This window comes from Streptomyces sp. NPDC086787, assembly GCF_044745865.1.
Classification (GTDB): domain Bacteria; phylum Actinomycetota; class Actinomycetes; order Streptomycetales; family Streptomycetaceae; genus Streptomyces.
The window spans coordinates 60,500-78,036 of sequence record NZ_JBIVBC010000022.1; the positions used below are offsets into that span (position 1 = coordinate 60,500).

A 17,537-nucleotide genomic window follows, 5' to 3' on the forward strand; every position below is an offset into this window, starting at 1 on the left:
TCATCGCTCATGATGGCTCCTCAGCCCGACCGTGAACCCGAAGATATCGACAACGTTTACTACAGCTGCGACCTGACGGCCACACGGGAAAACGGGTTCGACGACTCGTTCCAGTACGAGGACTTCCAGCGACCCCTCGACGAGCGCCGCATCCACATCGAGCATGTTCATCCGAACTCGGCGCCGAGGCATACGAGGCCTGGATGCACGAGTCCGACCGGCACGCCTACGGACGGCGTACCGGCTGACGGGCGTACCGAGGAGAGACGGGCGGGAAGCAGCCGTGCGGCTTGCTCCCCGCCCACTCGTCAGGTGGTCGTACGGCGGCGCCTGGCCCCGGGCCGACGCTCACTCGGCCGCGTGACGGGATCCCCGGCCTCCAGGGCCGCGGCCCTGCGCTTCAGACCGAAGTCCGCCAGCGCCTCCGCCAGCTTGTGCACCGAAGGCTCCGGAGCCATCACGTCGACCCGCAGCCCGTGCTCCTCGGCGGTCTTCGCGGTCGCCGGGCCGATGCACGCGATCACCGTCACGTTGTGCGGCTTGCCCGCGATACCGACCAGGTTCCGGACCGTGGACGACGACGTGAACAGAACCGCGTCGAAACCGCCGCCCTTGATCGCCTCACGCGTCTCCGCCGGGGGCGGCGAGGCCCGCACGGTGCGGTACGCCGTGACGTCGTCGACCTCCCAGCCCAGCTCGATCAGCCCGGCGACCAGGGTCTCCGTGGCGATGTCGGCGCGCGGCAGGAAGACCCGGTCGATCGGGTCGAACACCGGGTCGTACGGCGGCCAGTCCTCCAGCAGACCCGCGGCCGACTGCTCCCCGCTGGGCACCAGGTCCGGCTTCACGCCGAAGGCGACCAGCGCCTTCGCCGTCTGCTCGCCCACCGCGGCGACCTTGATCCCCGCGAAGGCACGCGCGTCCAGGCCGTATTCCTCGAACTTCTCCCGCACCGCCCGCACGGCGTTGACCGACGTGAAGGCGATCCACTCGTAGCGGCCGGTGACAAGGCCCTTGACGGCCCGTTCCATCTGCTGCGGCGTGCGCGGCGGCTCGACCGCGATCGTCGGCACCTCGTAGGGCACGGCCCCATAGGAGCGCAGCTGGTCGGAGAGCGACGCCGACTGCTCCTTCGTGCGCGGCACCAGGACCTTCCAGCCGAACAGCGGCTTGGACTCGAACCACGACAGCTGGTCGCGCCGGGCGGCGGCGGAACGCTCACCGACCACGGCTATCACCGGCCTGCCGCCCTCCGGGGACGGCAGCGCCTTCGCCTGCTTCAGGGTCTGCGCGATCGTGCCGAGGGTCGCGGTCCAGGTGCGCTGACGGGTCGTCGTACCGGCCACCGTCACTGTCAACGGGGTGTCCGGCTTGCGCCCGGCGGCCACCAGCTCGCCCGCGGCCACCGCCACGGAGTCCAGCGTCGCCGAGACGACCACCGTGCCGTCCGACGCGCCCACCTCCGTCCAGCAGCGGTCCGAGGCCGTACGGGCGTCCACGAACCGGACGTCCGCGCCCCGCTCGTCCCGCAGCGGCACACCGGCGTACGCGGGTACACCGACGACCGTCGCGACACCCGGAACCACCTCGAAGGGCACCCCGGCGGCGGCGCACGCCAGCATCTCCTCGGCGGCGTACGCGTCGAGCCCGGGGTCCCCGGTCACCGCACGCACGACCCGCCTGCCGCCCCGCGCGGCCTCCATGACAAGATGTGCCGCATCCCGCACCGATGGGATGGCCGCGGTTTTTGACGCGCTGTCAACAACCGTCAATTGAGGCGTTCCGGTGCCCGGATACGTATCCGAGGAAGGATCCGGATCCGTGGGCACGACGGAGACGTTCTGTCGGGCGTGCGTCCGGATCACGTCGAGCACCTCGTGCTCGGCGACCAGGACGTCCGCGCTCGACAGCGCCTCCACGGCGCGCAGAGTCAGCAGTCCCGGATCCCCGGGTCCGGCACCGAGAAAGGTGACGTGCCCGTGTTCAGGACCGGCGGCGGGAAGAGTGGTGGGGCTCACTGTGCTCGCTCCCCCATCAGACCGGCCGCGCCCTGGGCAAGCATCTCGGCGGCGAGTTCGCGGCCGAGTGCCGTAGCCCGGTCGTGCGTCTGGGGCACGGGACCGGTGGTGGACAGCTGCACCGTGCGGGAACCGTCGGTGGTGCCGACGACGCCCCGCAGGCGCATTTCCTTGACAATCTGCCCGTCGACCAAAAGGTCGGCCAGTGCGCCCACCGGGGCGGAACAGCCGGCCTCCAGGGCGGCGAGCAGAGACCTCTCGGCGGTCACGGCGGCCCGGGTGAGCGGGTCGTCGAGCGTGCCGAGCGCCGCGATCAGGTCCGCGTCGGCCGCGGCACACTCGATCGCCAGCGCCCCCTGGCCGGGGGCGGGCAGAACCGTGTCGACCGACAGGAAGTCGGTCACCTCGTCGATCCGGCCGATCCGGCGCAGCCCGGCCGCGGCCAGCACGACCGCGTCCAGCTCGCCGTCCCGCACGAATCCGATGCGGGTGTCGACGTTGCCCCGGATCGGGACCGCCTCTATGTCCAGCCCGTGGGAGCGCGCGTACGCGTTCAGCTGCGCCATGCGGCGCGGCGAACCCGTGCCGATGCGGGCGCCCCGGGGCAGGTCGGTGAACTTCAGCGCGTCCCGGGCGACGATGACGTCACGCGGGTCCTCGCGCTCGGGTATGGCGGCCAGCACCAGTTCGGCGGGCTGCGTGGTGGGGAGGTCCTTCAGCGAATGAACCGCGAAGTCGACCTCGCCGCGCAGCAGCGCGTCACGCAGCGCCGTGACGAACACGCCGGTGCCGCCGATCTGCGCGAGGTGCTCACGGGAGGTGTCGCCGTACGTGGTGATCTCGACCAGTTCGACGGGCCGCCCGGTCACCTGGCGGACGGCGTCCGCCACCTGCCCCGACTGGGCCATGGCGAGTCTGCTCCGCCTGGTCCCGAGTCTCAGTGCCTTGGTACTCATGCCGGCCCTCGGTTCTCGGCCGGTATACCGGCCTTGTTCTCGGTGCTTTCCTCGGCGCGGGAGACGGAGGCCACCGTCTCCTGGTCGAGGTCGAACAGGGTGCGCAGCGCGTCCGCGTACCCGGCGCCGCCGGGCTCCGCCGCCAGCTGCTTGACCCGCACGGTCGGTGCGTGCAGCAGCTTGTCCACGACGCGGTGCACGGCCTGCCGGATCTCGCCGCGCTGGCGCTCGTCCAGGTCGGGCAGCCGGCCGTCGAGGCGGGCGATCTCGCCCGCGACGACATCGGCGGCCATGGTGCGCAGGGCGACCACGGTCGGCGTGATGTGCGCGGCGCGCTGGGCCGCGCCGAAGGCCATGACCTCGTCGGAGACGATACGCCTGACCTGGTCCACGTCGGCCGCCATCGGGGCGTCCGCGGACGCCTCGGCCAGCGACTCGATGTCCACCAGCCGCACCCCGGCCAGCCGGTGCGCGGCCGCGTCGATGTCGCGGGGCATGGCCAGGTCGAGGAGGAAGAGGGCGGGCGCCGGGCGCGGGATCCGGGCGACCGGTTCGGGCCTGCGGCGCTCGGGGATCCGGCCGCCCGCGGCCGCGGCGGCGGCCAGCGCCGCGATGGTCTCGGCGTCGTCGGCCGGGTTCGGCGCGGTGCGCCGCTCGCGGACCAGGGCCTCCGGGGAACCGTTGTCCACCCACGCGGCGTGCTGCTCCAGCTCGGCGGCGCCCATTCCGGCGACGGCGGCCTCGCCGTGCACGGAGAAGCCCGCGGTGCCCTGTACGGCGGATCCCTGTACGGCGGAGAGGTCGAGCGGACAGCCGTCCTCGCTGCCGACGCTGGTGGGCGGAAGCGGAGCGGGGCGCACGGCGGGTACGTCAGCCGTGGCCGTGGTACCGGTGCGGCCTTCCACCGCGGCCGCGACCGCCTCGGCCGTGAGCACCAGGCCCGTCGCGCCCGTGCAGGACACGGCGACGTCGGCACGTGTCAGCTCGAACGGCACCGCGTCCATCGGTACCGCGCGGGCCGGCACGGCCGTCTCGGCGTTCTCGTTCAGGATCCGCGCGAGGCGCTCGGCCCGCTCGAAGGTCCGGTTGGCGACCACGATCTCGGCCACCCCGGCGCGCGCGAGCGTCGCCGCGGCCAGCGAGGACATCGAACCGGCGCCGATGACCAGGGCCTTCTTGCCCGCGGCCCAGGCCGCCACGTCGCCGCCCGCCGCCAGCTGCTCCAGGCCGAAGGTGACCAGGGACTGTCCGGCGCGGTCGATGCCGGTCTCGGAGTGGGCGCGCTTGCCGACCCGCAGGGACTGCTGGAACAGGTCGTTCATCAGCCGTCCGGCGGAGTGCAGCTCCTGCGCCCTGGCCAGGGAGTCCTTGATCTGCCCGAGGACCTGGCCCTCACCGACGACCATCGAGTCCAGTCCGCAGGCCACCGAGAAGGCGTGGTGAACGGCCCGGTCCTCGTAGTGCACATAGAGATAGGGGGTGAGCTCCTCCAGGCCGACGCCGCTGTGCCGGGCGAGCAGCGTGGAGAGCTCGGCGACACCGGCGTGGAACTTGTCCACGTCGGCATACAGCTCGATGCGGTTGCAGGTGGCGAGCACCGCGGCCTCGGTGGCCGGTTCGGCGGCGACGGTGTCCTGGAGCAGCTTGGCCTGGGCGTCCGCGGACAGCGAGGCCCGCTCCAGGACGCTGACCGGAGCGCTGCGGTGGCTCAGCCCGACGACGAGCAGACTCATGCCGGCATCACGGCGGGCACATCCCCGTCGGGTCCCTGGTCGGTGGGCTTCTCGCGGTCGGCGGCGGGCACCGCGCCTGAGGCGACGGCCTCCTCGCCGGCCTTGCGCTGCTCGTGGAACGCGAGGATCTGGAGCTCGATCGAGAGGTCGACCTTGCGCACGTCGACGCCGTCCGGGACGGTCAGCACCGTCGGCGCGAAGTTCAGGATGGAGGTGACTCCGGCGGCCACCAGCCGGTCGCAGACCTGCTGGGCGGCGCCCGCGGGAGTGGCGATCACACCGATCGACACGCCGTCGTCCGCGATGATCCGCTCGAGTTCGTCGGTGTGCTGCACGGGGATGCCGGCCACCGGCTTGCCCGCCATCGCCGGGTCGGCGTCGATGAGCGCGGCGACCCGGAAGCCGCGGGAGGCGAAGCCGCCGTAGTTGGCGAGGGCGGCACCCAGGTTTCCGATGCCGACGATCACAACCGGCCAGTCCTGGGTCAGGCCCAGTTCACGGGAGATCTGGTAGACGAGATACTCGACGTCGTAACCGACACCGCGCGTTCCGTAGGAGCCCAGGTACGAGAAGTCCTTGCGCAGCTTCGCGGAGTTGACGCCCGCGGCGGCGGCCAGTTCCTCGGAGGAGACCGTGGGTACCGAGCGCTCCGACAGGGCGGTGAGGGCTCGGAGGTACAACGGAAGCCTGGCGACGGTGGCCTCGGGGATACCTCGGCTGCGGGTCGCCGGTCGGTGAGTTCGGCCAGTTGCCACGGTGCTCCTGCGGGTAGAGCGGGGCTGCGGGCGGTCACACGCTCCCGGACCGCCCCGTCGACAGCAGGCTATGCCTTTGTGAACGCGTGCACAAAGATGGTGTCCGATTTGCCCGGCCAACGTGACCGGCGTCACGCACCTCACTCGCAGGGGCAAAACAACACACTTCCCAGTCAATCCCGCCCCCCGGAACACGACGCCGTCGATCCTAAGCCACTTCCGGGACTGTTTTTGGACTAGTCGGTCAGTGCCTTGCGCAGCCGCCCCTCGTCCACCCGCCAGAAGGTGTGCTGCTCGCCGTCGATCAGCACGACCGGAATCTGCTCCCAGTACTGGTCATGAAGGTGCTGATCCACGGTGATGTCCTTCTGTTCCCAGGGCACGCCGAGATCGGCGCACACCTTCTCCACCACGAGCTGTGCGTCATCACACAGATGGCAGCCGGGCTTGCGGACCAGAGTGACCAGCCGCTCCTGGGGGGCGGCCCTGCGCCGAAAGAGGGGACTCATGCCGGCCATTCTCCCGCTTCCTTAACGGAGCGGTCGCGGAGAGTTCACGGCCTTCGAACCTCTCGACTCCGGAACCACCGAACAAACTGGCTATGCTCACGTCCATGGCCGCTCTCGGATGGCTCACCCCCCGTAGGCGCTCCGCCACGGCGCGAAGCGTGTTGGCAGGCGAGGCCTCGGCTGAGGCAGCGCGCAAGTCCTCGCAGGACGTCCCCGACACGCCGGACGCCCAGGCGGACGAATCCGGCTTCCCCGTGCTCGGCGACGAGAAGGCCGCCGCGTTCTTCGACCTGGACAACACGGTGATGCAGGGCGCCGCGATCTTCCACTTCGGCCGCGGCCTCTACAAGCGGAAGTTCTTCGAGACCCGGGACCTGGCCAGGTTCGCCTGGCAGCAGGCGTGGTTCCGGCTGGCCGGGGTCGAGGACCCCGAGCACATGCAGGACGTGCGCGACTCCGCGCTGTCCATCGTCAAGGGCCACCGGGTCGCCGAGCTCCAGTCGATCGGCGAGGAGATCTACGACGAGTACATGGCCGAGCGCATCTGGCCGGGCACCCGGGCGCTGGCCCAGGCCCACCTGGACGCCGGCCAGCGGGTGTGGCTGGTCACCGCGGCCCCCGTCGAGATCGCAGGGGTCATCGCCCGGCGCCTCGGCCTCACCGGCGCCCTGGGCACGGTGGCCGAGTCCGTCGACGGCGTCTACACGGGCAAGCTGGTCGGCGAGCCGCTGCACGGCCCGGCCAAGGCCGAGGCGGTCCGCGCGCTGGCCGCGGCGGAGGGCCTGGACCTCTCGCGCTGCGCCGCCTACAGCGACTCCCACAACGACATCCCGATGCTCTCGCTCGTCGGCCACCCCTACGCGATCAACCCCGACAGCAAGCTCCGCAGGCACGCCCGGGAACAGGACTGGCGGCTGCGCGACTACCGCACCGGCCGCAAGGCGGCCAAGGTGGGCATCCCGGCGGCGGCGGGAGTGGGCGCCGTGGCGGGCGGCACGGCAGCTGCGATCGCGCTGCACCGCCGACGTCGATAACGGCGCCACCCGCTCGATTTCGATCAACAATCGGTCACTCTCCGACAGCAGAGGCGCCCCCAATCGGTTACGGAAGCGACGTAATCGATGATTTGAGCAACTCGGTGTAGCTACACCTGCACGAAGCGTTATTCTCCTGGGACGCAATCCGGCGCCTGTCCGTCGCCACGACGGGTGAAAGGTTCCGCACTGCACGTGATGGAAGCTCTGCCTCTGGGAGTCCCGTGTACCCATACGTCGGGGTTGACGCCTCGGGCCTGGCTACGCTGCGCGCAACGGTCGCGACAGTCCAACAACTGTTGCGCGGCTACGTCCCCCCCGCGTACGCCGCCCCCGCCTTCGCCACCGTCGCGCCCGCGGGCCCGTGCTACGCACTGGCCGAGGGCGGTGCGACGGTGGGCAGACGCGGGCGCTCGACCGGGCCCGCGACCACGGCACGCCGCCCGGCCGCGGACAGCGACAGCGCCCGGATGATGGACCTGGTGGAGCGCGCCCAGGCCGGCGAGGCCGAGGCGTTCGGCCGCCTCTACGACCAGTACAGCGACACGGTGTACCGCTACATCTACTACCGCGTCGGCGGCAAGGCCACGGCCGAGGACCTCACCAGCGAGACGTTCCTGCGCGCCCTGCGCCGCATCGGGACCTTCACCTGGCAGGGACGCGACTTCGGCGCCTGGCTGGTCACCATCGCCCGCAACCTGGTCGCCGACCACTTCAAGTCGAGCCGCTTCCGGCTCGAGGTGACCACCGGCGAGATGCTCGACGCCAACGAGGTCGAGCGTTCCCCGGAGGACTCCGTCCTGGAGTCGCTGTCCAACGCCGCCCTGCTGGACGCCGTGCGACGGCTCAACCCACAGCAGCAGGAGTGCGTGACGCTCCGCTTCCTCCAGGGGCTCTCCGTGGCCGAGACGGCCCGCGTGATGGGCAAGAACGAGGGTGCCATCAAGACCCTCCAGTACCGGGCGGTGCGCACCCTCGCCCGGCTGCTGCCGGACGACGCGCGCTGACCCGGCGCCCCGCCCGGACACGGTGAGCGACATTCAACTCACGCTCCGTTAAAGCCCGTTGCCTTTCCGACCCGATCATCCGCCGTCCGTAACCCAAGTGCCGCGCCAGTCGTTGTGCGGGATACAGGCTCCCTGTGGTCACGTCCTGGCCGACCCTGATCACTCGATCGTGTGGAAGTGGTCAGGGCGTGCAACCCTCAGGACCCCCTGGGGAGTCGACCGTCATGACGAGAGGAGGTGCCGCCAGTGATCGCGAACGTATCGGCGCACCGGCGGGCGAACGCCTTCGCCCAGACCCTGGACGAGCAGTCCGACCGGGACACGGCGGCCGAGCGGTCCGGGAACACGGTGGCGTCGCCACCGGTCCCGACCGCTGTGGAACAGACCGAGCAGGGCGAGCTGTTGGCCCTCGCCACCGGTCTCGGCGCGCTACCCAGACCGAAGCTCGACCCGGAGGTCAAGGTCGTCCAACGGGCCCAGCTCGTGGCCGCGATGGAGGCCATGCTGCGTGAGGGCACGATGGGCGGGGCGGCGGAAGCACCGGTGCCCGAGCAGCGTTCCCATCGGGCGGGGGGCACCCACCGGGCAAGCCCGCTCGGAAAGTTGCGGCCCCGTTCGCGGCTGACCAAGGGCCTCGCGGCCGGCGGACTCAGCGTCGGCGTGGCCGCCGGAGCCTTCGGCGGGGTGGCCGCCGCGAGTTCCGACGCCCTGCCCGGCGACTCGCTCTACGGGCTCAAACGCGGCATCGAGGACTTCAAGCTCGACTACCTGAGCGATGGCGACGACGAGCGCGGCCAGACCTACCTCGACCAGGCGTCGACCAGGCTGAGCGAGGCCCGGCGGCTCATGGAACGGGACCGCGGCGGCCAACTGGACCACGAGTCCATCGGTGAGATCCGGCGCACCCTGTCCGGTATGCGGCACGATGTCACCGAGGGCCACCGCCTGCTGCACGCGGCCTACGAGCGGGACCCGGACTCCCTGGGCCCCATCCAGGCGCTCTCCACCTTCTCGCGGTCCCACCGCGAGGCGTGGGGTGCTCTCCGCGACCGGCTTCCCGTGCAACTCGGGGACGTCAGCGACCAGGTGTCGTCGGTGTTCGAGGCCATAGACGAAGAGGTCGCGCCGTTGCAGTCCCTGCTTCCGCAGCCTTCCGCCCCGAGCGGCCGCGGGACGCAGCAGAGCACCGGCTCGGCATCCACCGGCCCGACCGGCACCCACCGGTCGGACACGCCCTCCGCCGTCGGCGGCGGCTCCGCATCCAGCGGGCGCTCCGACAGCAGCAGCCCGAGCGGCACGGGCTCGGCCTCCAGCAGCGAGGACGACGGCCTGCTGGGGGGCAGCACAGGTGGCCTGCTGGATCCGCCGAAGAACAGCGGCAGCGCCTCCCCGTCCACGAGCAGGATCCCCAGGATCCCGACCACCCGGCCGGACGTCACGCTCCCGCCCCTCCTCCCCGGCCTCCTGCCGGGCCTGGGCATCAACGGCGAGGACGCGGACTGACCACGGTGTGGGGCGCCCCTTTCGAAAGGGGCGCCCCACACTCAGAAGAACACCGACTGCGGCTGCACCAGCAGTTTGGCCCCTCCTGTCTGCTCCCCTCGCACTGCTTCGCAGGCAGCGGACAGCCGCGCCGGACTCCGTCCGCCGACTCGCGGGGCCCCGCAGCCGGCACCGCCGAGAAACACCCGTCCCCTCAGAAGAACACCGACCGCCGCTGCACCAGCAGTTTGTACAGCGTGTGCTGGATCTGCTCGCGTACCTGGTCCGTCAGGTTGAACATCAGCATCGGGTCCTCCGCAGCCTCCAGCGGGTAGCCGTCCGTGGGAATCGGCTCACCGAACTGGATCGTCCACTTCGTGGGGAGCGGAATCGCCCCGAGCGGCCCCAGCCAGGGGAACGTCGGGGTCAACGGGAAGTAGGGGAAACCGAGCAGCCGCGCGAGAGTCTTCGCGTTGCCGATCATCGGGTAGATCTCCTCCGCCCCGACGATCGAGCACGGAATGATCGGCACCCCCTTGCGCAGTGCCGTGGAGACGAAGCCGCCCCGGCCGAACCGCTGAAGCTTGTAGCGCTCGCTGAAGGGCTTTCCGACGCCCTTGAAGCCCTCCGGCATCACCCCGACCAGCTCGCCCTGCCCGAGCAGCCGTTCGGCGTCCTCCGTGCAGGCCAGGGTGTGGCCGAGCTTGCGTGCCAGTTCGTTGACCACCGGCAGCACGAAGACCAGGTCGGCCGCGAGCAGCCGCAGATGGCGCCCCGCCGGATGGTGGTCGTGCACGGCGACCTGCATCATCAGCCCGTCGAGCGGCAGCGTCCCGGAGTGGTTCGCGACGATCAGCGCGCCGCCCTCGGACGGGATGTTCTCGATGCCCTTCACCTCGACCCGGAAGTACTTCTCGTACACCGGGCGCAGCAGGGACATCAGGACCTGGTCGGTGAGCTCCTCGTCGTAACCGAAGTCGTCGACGTCGTAGTCCCCGGTCAGCCGCCGCCGCAGAAAGGCGAGGCCGCTCGCGACGCGCTTGTCGAGTCCGCCGTCGGCACCCGGCTCCTTGGGCAGCGGTTCAGTGCGGGGCACGGGAACATCATCGTGCGCGGGCGCCGCTCCGGGCAGGGGTTGGACCTCGCGAACCAGCGCGGGCTCGCCGGCCTTGCGCCTGCTCCCGGCGCTCCGGCGCCGCGACGGCCGCTGCACGGAGCCCCCACGGGTCCGGTCGTCGTCGAACGGAATGACCTTGGCATCCGCCATCGTTGATGCGCTCCTCAGTTGGCGCTCTGCGTCGGGAGTGGGCCGCCGCTCCGCTGGGACAGCGCGGCGATCCGGTCGAGGGCCCCCGCGACGTCCTCCGGTGGCAGCAGCCCGGGTCCCTGGCTGCGGGCGAACTCCGTGAACGTTTCGGCAGTCGTGTACTTCGGCTTGAATCCCAGCGTCTCGCGCATCTGGTCGGTGGCGACGACCCGCCCATGGGTGAGCAGCCGGATCTGCTCGGGCGAGAAGTCCGTCATGCCGAGCGTACGGACCAGTGAGCCGGCCCAGGTGACCGCCGGCAGCAGCAGCGGCACCGTGGGACGGCCCAGCCGCCGGGAGCACTGCGAGAGCAGCAGCACCCCGTCCCCGGCGATGTTGAAGGTGCCGCTGTTCAGCGTGCCCCGCTCCGGCTCGTGCGAGGCGATCCGCAGTACCTCGATCACGTCGTCCTCGTGGGCGAACTGGAGCCGGGGGTCGTAGCCGAACACGGTCGGCAGCACGGGCAGCGAGAAATACGAGGCCAGCGGGGTGTCCGCGGTCGGCCCGAGGATGTTCGCGAACCGCAGCACGCACACGGCGACATCGGGCCGCCGCCGGGCGAAGCCGCGCACGTACCCCTCGACCTCCACCGCGTCTTTCGCGAAGCCGCCGCTGGGCAGCGACTTGGCCGGGGTGGTCTCGGTGAAGACGGCCGGATCCCGGGGCGCGGAGCCGTAGACGTTCGTACTGGACTTCACCACCAGCCGCTTCACGGTCGGCGACTTCTGGCACGCCCCGAGCAGCTGCATGGTGCCGATGACGTTGGTCTCCTTGACCGTCGTACGGCTGCCGCTGCCCAGTGCGGTACCGGTCACATCCATGTGGACGACCGTGTCGGCGGCCGTCTCGGCGAGTACGCGCGCGATGGTCGGCTGCCGGATGTCGGCCTGGATGAACTCGGCGCCGCCCAGATGGTGCTCGGGCGGCACCGCGTCGACGGCGACGACCCGGTCCACCTGCGGGTCACGCTGGATCCGTCGGACGAAGCGGCCCCCCAGCTGACGGGCCACTCCGGTCACGAGCACGACCTTCCCCAAGATCAGCGCCTTCCTTCCCGTCCGCGTTTCCTGCCGCGTTCCCCGTGTGCGGCCAACTTAGCGGGTCGGTGTTGCGCTGTGATGACCCGTGGATGCACGAAGTGACGAGATTCGCCCGGTCCGCATATGACTGTGGCCCCCGATACGGCTGTGGCCCCCCACCGACAACGGTGGGGGGCCACAGCCAACGCACTTACTTCTTGTTACGACGCTGAACGCGCGTGCGCTTGAGCAGCTTGCGGTGCTTCTTCTTGGCCATCCGCTTGCGCCGCTTCTTGATAACAGAGCCCACGACTACCCTCGCTCACTTCTCATCACTCGGTGCTGGGCGCCATGGGCCCATACGACCTACGAGGGGCTAGCCTACCCGCCCGAGCGCTGAGGTCGTAATCGAGGGTTAACCGTCAGGCCGTCTCCACCCCCACATAGCTCTCACGGAGGTACTCGTGTACCGCCTGCTCCGGGACGCGGAACGAACGACCGACCCGGATCGCGGGCAGATGACCGCTGTGCACCAACCGGTACACGGTCATCTTCGACACTCGCATCACCGAGGCGACCTCCGCCACGGTAAGGAACTGAACCTCGTTCAGAGGCCTCTCGCCAGCTGCAGCCATGACACACCTGAACCTTCCGCACTCGACGGCCACCGGCTTCCCCTTCCGGTGACTCTTCGTCGTTGCGTGCTCACTCCCCAATGTAGGGGCGGGTGATGCGAGTGGGGAAGAGGTGGACCCATCGATGGCCTACTGTGACAGGCAGGCTTGTTTGAGTACGTAGCGAGTGAGCGGGCGGTAGTAGTCGGATCGGACGCCGTCATCAAGTGGAACGACGACGGACACCACACCCTCCGCCTCCCCCACGAACGGCGCGGGGTCGTCCGTGTCCGCCAGGCCGATGGCCTCGAACCCCAGCTGACCTGCCCCGCAGACCCATCCGTGATCACCGATGACCAGCTCGGGCAGCGCCCCGCCGCGCTCCGCCGCCGCGGCCAGCGCGGTACGAACCGGGAGTGGTGAATGCGTGTGTGCGCCGGGTTCACAACCGGGGCGTTCCGCGTCGAGCGCCCGCACCAGCGCGACGCCTCGTACGTAGTCGAGGATGTGCGTGCGTAGACCGAACCGGGTCGTTATGTCGACACAGCGACCCCGCGCCGGGGTGAGGATCTCACATCCCGCCGCCGACAACGCGTCAGCCAAGTCGGCGTAGAAACCGAGCAACCGGTGCGGATGTCCGGTCCCGAGCAGCACGCTCCCGCCCCTGCCCCCGACCTCCGCCACCCGCTCCGCGAAGGCCCCCAGCGCGGCCAGCGTCAGCTCCGGGTCGATCACATCATGCCCTGAAGTGTCCGCAGGATCGGCCGAAACCCCGCACTTCTCCGCCATCAACTCAATCAAATCCCGCACGCTCCAGTTGCGTTCGGGATCAATACCGATCAGCGCGCGCGGATCCCCCGCGGCGAAAAGCCGATAGCTCCGCAGACTCCGCTCCCGCGTCGTCGCCACGGTCCCGGCCAGACGAGCAGCGAGAAGATGCGCCCTGACAGTTCCGATGCTCACCACGGCTGCGATCGTGGCGCACGGCGGCCGAGCGCGGGACGGGAACACCGGGAACACCGCACGGTTGGCGTAACGGGTTCACTTCGCACCCCACGCCAACGCCCGCGTCGTCCCTGCCCGTCCGGCGTTCCTGCGTCCCCGGCGCCCCGGCCCGCTACGCCAGCAACCCGCGCAGCGGAAACACCGCCCGCCGCGTGGCCAGAACGGCCTGATCCAACCGATCAGCGGGGTCGTACCCGGACTCCCAGGACGACCACCCCACCGGCCACCGGCCGTCCGTCATCCGTGCCGGCGCCAACTGCCGAGTGCGCGCGTACACCTCCTGCCGCCACCCCTCGGGAATCACCGCCTCGGGCGCGACCTCCCGCCCGGCCACGATCCCCACCAGATGGGTCCACGACCGCGGCACCACCTCAACCACCGCGTATCCCCCACCCCCCAGCGCGACCCACTTCCCGTCCGCGTACTCGTGCGCCAGCGAATGACACGCCACCTGCACGGCCCGCTGCGCGTCCAACGACACGGCGAGATGAGCCAGCGGATCCTCGAAGTGCGTATCCGCCCCGTGCTGTGTCACGAGCACCTGCGGCCGAAAGCCGGCCAGCAGCTCCGGCACCACCGCGTGGAACGCCCGCACCCACCCGGCGTCCCCCGTCCCCGCGGGCAGCGCCACGTTCACGGCGGAACCCTCCGCGTCCCCCGCGCCCCCGGTCTCCTGCGGCCACCCGGTCTGCGGGAACAGGGTGGCGGGATGCTCGTGCAGCGAGATCGTCAGCACCCGCGGATCGTCCCAGAACGCCGCCTGCACCCCGTCCCCGTGATGCACGTCCACATCCACGTACGCGACCCGCTCCGCGCCCAGCTCCAGCAGCCGCGCGATGGCCAGCGAGGCGTCGTTGTAGACACAGAATCCCGAAGCGCCCCCGGGCATCGCGTGATGCAGCCCACCCGCGAAGTTCACGGCGTGCAGGGCATCCCCCCGCCACACCGCCTCCGCCGCCCCCACCGACTGCCCCGCGATCAGCGCGGACACCTCGTGCATCCCGGCGAACGCGGGATCGTCCATGGTCCCGAGCCCGTACGCCCCGGTCGCCGAGCGGGGATCCGCCGACGCGGCCCTCACCGCCTCGATGTAGTCCGCCCGGTGGACGAGCCGCAGCGTCGACTCCCCGGCCGGTTTCGCCGAGACGACGTCCATCTCCCGGTCGAGCCCGAAGGCGCCGACCAGCCTCCGGGTCAGCTCGAGCCGGACCGGATCCATCGGATGGTCCGGCCCGAAGTCATAGCCCGTTACTGCCTCGTCCCACATCAGCTGTGCGCGGCCGCTCATGCCCGCCACCGTATCGGTCCGGTTGAGCGGCGAACGACCGGGCGTACACCAGCGTCACCAGCACCAACACCATCGGCACAAGCATGGCCCCGCGATAGCTCCAGGCGTCGCCCAGCGCCCCCACCAAGGGCGAACCGACGAGAAAGCCGACATAGTTGAAGATGTTCAGCCGGGCGACGGCCGCGTCCGACGCCCCCGGGAACAGCCGCCCGGCGGCGGCGAAGGTCTGCGGCACCAGGACGCACAGCCCGAGCCCCAGCAGGGTGAACCCGAGCATCCCCACCCACGCGCCCGGCGCGACGGCCACCACGGCGAACCCGACCGCCGCCACCAGCGCGCCCAGCCGCACGACCGCCGCCGCACCGAACCGCCGTACCCCGAAGTCCCCGATGGCCCGCCCGACCAGCGTGGTCACCATGTACACGTTGTAGGGGACGGTCGCCAGCTGCTCCGAGCTGCCGAGCACGTCCTGGAGGTACTTCGCGCTCCAGTTGGAGACGGTCGAGTCCCCGATGTAGGCGAAGCTCATCACCAGGCACAGCGGAAGCAGCATCCTGAAGACGACCGCCCCGGGTGCCCCGGGCCCCCCGGCCGCCTCCCGCTCCCGGCCGTCGGCCACGGGCACCGCGCCCCCGTCGACATACCACCGGCTCCCCGCCAGGGCCGTCGGCAGCAACACCGCCACCACGGGCAGATACGACATCCACAGCGCGAGATGCCAGTGCGCGCCCGCCCAGGCCAGCGAGGCGCCCACGATTCCGCCCAGCGAGTACACGGCGTGGAAGCTGAGCATGATGCTGCGTCCGTACGCCCGCTGGAGGCTCACCCCGAGCATGTTCATCGATGCGTCCAGCGCACCGACGGCGAGTCCGAAGGCGCCCAGGGCGAGGGCCACCTCCGCCATCCGGTCGCCCGCACCGACCCCGAGCAGTGCCAGCAGCACCACCGGCTGGGACCAGCGCAGCAGCCGGCTGGGCGGTATTCGCTTCACCAGTTGCTCGGTCGTCACGCTGCCGACGCCGGCGAGAATGGGCACGGCGGCCAGGAAGACGGGCAGCAGCGCGTCGGAGATGCCGTACCGGTCCTGGATCGCCGGGATGCGGGTCACCAGCAGGGCGAAGGTGGCGCCTTGGGCGAAGAAGCTGAACGCCAGCGAGGCCCTGCCGCGCCGCAGCACATCTGTCATGGCGGCGAGCGTAGGGCCCCGGGGTACCGGTGGGTAGATCCAGCCAAAGATGAATTTCCTTCAGCTTTGCCGGGCTCGGATTCAGGCGGCGACGGCGACCTCGTGCCGGGCGGAGGCCTTCTTGGCGGCTTCGACCTCGGCGGCCACCATCTTCTCCATCGGGTCGACGGCCAGGCCGCCACCGACCACCATGGCGATCGCGATCGACCCGATCATGATGACCGTGCCGAGCCACACCATGGTGTCCACCGGGATGGTGTAGGCACCCACGACCCTCCCGGCACACTCGGCGAGCAGCACCACACCCCAGACCACGGAGAACACCCGCTCCTTGCGCCGGAAGGCGGCGGACGCGGCCGCCCTTCCGGACACCAGCCGCTCCCAGGCGGCCTCCCTGGCCGCGTCCCCCTTCAGCAGGAAGGGCTTCATGCCGGCGGTCATCATCGGCTTCCCGAGCGCGACGGAGACCAGGATCCCGATGGCGACCGTGCTGCTGATCCCGCTGTCCTTGGCGAGCATCAGCCTCGGATCCCCGGAGACGAAGCTGAGCAGCAGGGAGACCACGTTGACGACGAGGATGAGCCCGGCCAGGGCGTTGGTCCTGCGCTCCTTGACCACACCCCACACGGTCCGCACCGCGGGCACCACGCTGCTCCAGGCGAGGGCGGCGAAGGTGCTCATCCCGAAGCCGTCCTTGAACAGGTAGTACGACCCGAGAGGCACCGCGACGTCCACGATCAGCGGGGCGAAGGGGTTCTGCCTGGCGCCGTTGCTCGTGCTCTGCTTCGTGTTCGTCCTCGTCGTCATGCCCTTAGCTTCGCGGAGGGGACCCGTCCCGCGACAGAAACGATCATCCAGGGCTCGGCATGACATTTGTCAGGCCAGCAGGCCGACCAACTCACCCATGTCGGAGAAGAGTTGAGTGGCCCCCGCGAGCTTCGCCGCCGGTGTCATGGCGGTGTACCCGTAGACGTCCATCCCGGCCGCCACCGCCGCCCGTACGCCCAGCGGGCTGTCCTCGACGACCGCACACCGCTCCGGTGCGACGCCCATCCGCTCGGCCGCGTACAGGAAGAGGTCGGGCGCCGGCTTGCCGCGCCCGACGTCCTGCGAGCTGAAGACCCGGGACTCGTCGAACCACCGGTCGAGCCCTGTCGTCCGGTGTCCGACCCGGATCCGCTCATGGCTCCCGGAGGACGCCACGCAGTACGGCACCCCGTCCGCCGTCAACTTCTCCAGCAGGTCGGCGACTCCGGACACGGGCTTCAACTCCCGTTCGAACGCGGCAAAGACACGTGCGTGAAAAACGTCATCGAAGTCCTCCGGCAACCGGCGTCCGGTGCGCTCCAGGATCAGATCGTGGATCCGGTGCATCGCGGAGCCCATGTAGTCACGGATGGAGTCCTCGTAGGAGGTCGGGTGGCCGAGCTCGGACAGATAGGCGGCGAGATGCCGGTTGGAGATCGGCTCACTGTCCACAAGGACGCCGTCGTTGTCGAAGATGACGAGGTCGTAGCGCATGCCTTTGAGCCTAAACGCAGAAATCCCCCGCACCGTAAGGTGCGGGGGATTTCCCAATATTTGTTCGGCGGCGTCCTACTCTCCCACAGGGTCCCCCCTGCAGT

At 70.4% G+C, this 17,537-nt stretch carries 17 protein-coding genes; 3 read left to right on the plus strand and 14 right to left on the minus strand.

All coding sequences use genetic code 11. The annotated features are described in order from the left end of the window. Positions 1-308 precede the first annotated feature (308 nt). The 5 genes from ACIPK3_RS31815 to ACIPK3_RS31835 form a co-directional block, all read right to left on the minus strand. Positions 309-2,018 carry a uroporphyrinogen-III synthase gene (locus ACIPK3_RS31815; protein ID WP_402575309.1) on the minus strand — a complete coding sequence of 570 codons (1,710 nt, stop codon included), beginning with the start codon at positions 2,016-2,018 and terminating at the stop codon, positions 309-311. Continuing rightward, positions 2,015-2,974, minus strand: coding sequence for a hydroxymethylbilane synthase (gene hemC, locus ACIPK3_RS31820; protein WP_402575311.1), 960 nt, complete (start codon positions 2,972-2,974; stop codon positions 2,015-2,017). Before hemC ends, ACIPK3_RS31815 begins: the two co-directional genes overlap by 4 nt. Continuing rightward, entirely contained in the window at positions 2,971-4,707 is a 1,737-nt protein-coding gene (locus tag ACIPK3_RS31825; protein ID WP_402575313.1) for a glutamyl-tRNA reductase, read from the minus strand. The genes hemC and ACIPK3_RS31825 overlap by 4 nt, the downstream gene beginning before the upstream one ends. Next, complete coding sequence (locus ACIPK3_RS31830) at positions 4,704-5,462, minus strand: redox-sensing transcriptional repressor Rex (protein ID WP_402575314.1); 759 nt, start codon at positions 5,460-5,462, stop codon at positions 4,704-4,706. The genes ACIPK3_RS31825 and ACIPK3_RS31830 overlap by 4 nt, the downstream gene beginning before the upstream one ends. A 236-nt stretch (positions 5,463-5,698) precedes the next feature. Continuing rightward, entirely contained in the window at positions 5,699-5,980 is a 282-nt protein-coding gene (locus ACIPK3_RS31835; RefSeq protein ID WP_402575316.1) for a glutaredoxin family protein, read from the minus strand. 95 nt (positions 5,981-6,075) lie between these two features. Between ACIPK3_RS31835 and ACIPK3_RS31840 the strand changes: the two genes are divergently transcribed. The 3 genes from ACIPK3_RS31840 to ACIPK3_RS31850 all read left to right on the plus strand — a co-directional run bounded on the left by ACIPK3_RS31840 (position 6,076) and on the right by ACIPK3_RS31850 (position 9,515). After that, positions 6,076-7,005 (plus strand): HAD family hydrolase, encoded by a 930-nt coding sequence (locus tag ACIPK3_RS31840; protein WP_402575318.1) that lies wholly within the window; start codon positions 6,076-6,078, stop codon positions 7,003-7,005. Between the two features lie 224 nt (positions 7,006-7,229). Continuing rightward, the gene (locus ACIPK3_RS31845; protein ID WP_402575320.1) at positions 7,230-8,012 is read left to right on the plus strand and encodes an ECF subfamily RNA polymerase sigma factor, BldN family; all 783 of its coding nucleotides are present in this window, start codon (positions 7,230-7,232) and stop codon (positions 8,010-8,012) included. A gap of 246 nt (positions 8,013-8,258) precedes the next feature. Next, on the plus strand, positions 8,259-9,515 hold the full coding sequence (locus ACIPK3_RS31850) for a DUF5667 domain-containing protein (RefSeq protein WP_402575322.1): 1,257 nt from the start codon (positions 8,259-8,261) through the stop codon (positions 9,513-9,515). Between the two features lie 193 nt (positions 9,516-9,708). Here ACIPK3_RS31850 and ACIPK3_RS31855 read toward each other — a convergent pair whose 3' ends face one another. From ACIPK3_RS31855 to ACIPK3_RS31895, 9 genes are all read right to left on the minus strand, one after another. Continuing rightward, entirely contained in the window at positions 9,709-10,761 is a 1,053-nt protein-coding gene (locus tag ACIPK3_RS31855; RefSeq protein WP_402575324.1) for a lysophospholipid acyltransferase family protein, read from the minus strand. A gap of 14 nt (positions 10,762-10,775) precedes the next feature. Beyond that, a complete protein-coding gene (locus ACIPK3_RS31860; protein WP_402575325.1) occupies positions 10,776-11,837 on the minus strand; it encodes an NAD-dependent epimerase/dehydratase family protein in 1,062 nt (353 codons plus the stop codon). Positions 11,838-12,030: 193 nt separating this feature from the next. After that, positions 12,031-12,129, minus strand: coding sequence for a 30S ribosomal protein bS22 (locus ACIPK3_RS31865; RefSeq protein ID WP_003948845.1), 99 nt, complete (start codon positions 12,127-12,129; stop codon positions 12,031-12,033). Positions 12,130-12,241: 112 nt separating this feature from the next. Continuing rightward, positions 12,242-12,454, minus strand: a complete 213-nt coding sequence (locus tag ACIPK3_RS31870; RefSeq protein ID WP_004984898.1) for a helix-turn-helix domain-containing protein — start codon at positions 12,452-12,454, stop codon at positions 12,242-12,244. A 129-nt stretch (positions 12,455-12,583) separates the two neighbouring features. Beyond that, complete coding sequence (locus ACIPK3_RS31875) at positions 12,584-13,408, minus strand: phosphatase (RefSeq protein WP_402575340.1); 825 nt, start codon at positions 13,406-13,408, stop codon at positions 12,584-12,586. A gap of 142 nt (positions 13,409-13,550) precedes the next feature. After that, positions 13,551-14,726 (minus strand): acetoin utilization protein AcuC, encoded by a 1,176-nt coding sequence (locus ACIPK3_RS31880; protein WP_402575327.1) that lies wholly within the window; start codon positions 14,724-14,726, stop codon positions 13,551-13,553. After that, positions 14,677-15,912 (minus strand): MFS transporter, encoded by a 1,236-nt coding sequence (locus ACIPK3_RS31885; protein WP_402575329.1) that lies wholly within the window; start codon positions 15,910-15,912, stop codon positions 14,677-14,679. Before ACIPK3_RS31885 ends, ACIPK3_RS31880 begins: the two co-directional genes overlap by 50 nt. Positions 15,913-15,993: 81 nt before the next feature. After that, positions 15,994-16,719, minus strand: coding sequence for a VC0807 family protein (locus tag ACIPK3_RS31890; RefSeq protein ID WP_402575330.1), 726 nt, complete (start codon positions 16,717-16,719; stop codon positions 15,994-15,996). Positions 16,720-16,788: 69 nt separating this feature from the next. Then, positions 16,789-17,433 carry an HAD family hydrolase gene (locus tag ACIPK3_RS31895; protein WP_402575332.1) on the minus strand — a complete coding sequence of 215 codons (645 nt, stop codon included), beginning with the start codon at positions 17,431-17,433 and terminating at the stop codon, positions 16,789-16,791. Positions 17,434-17,537 lie beyond the last annotated feature (104 nt).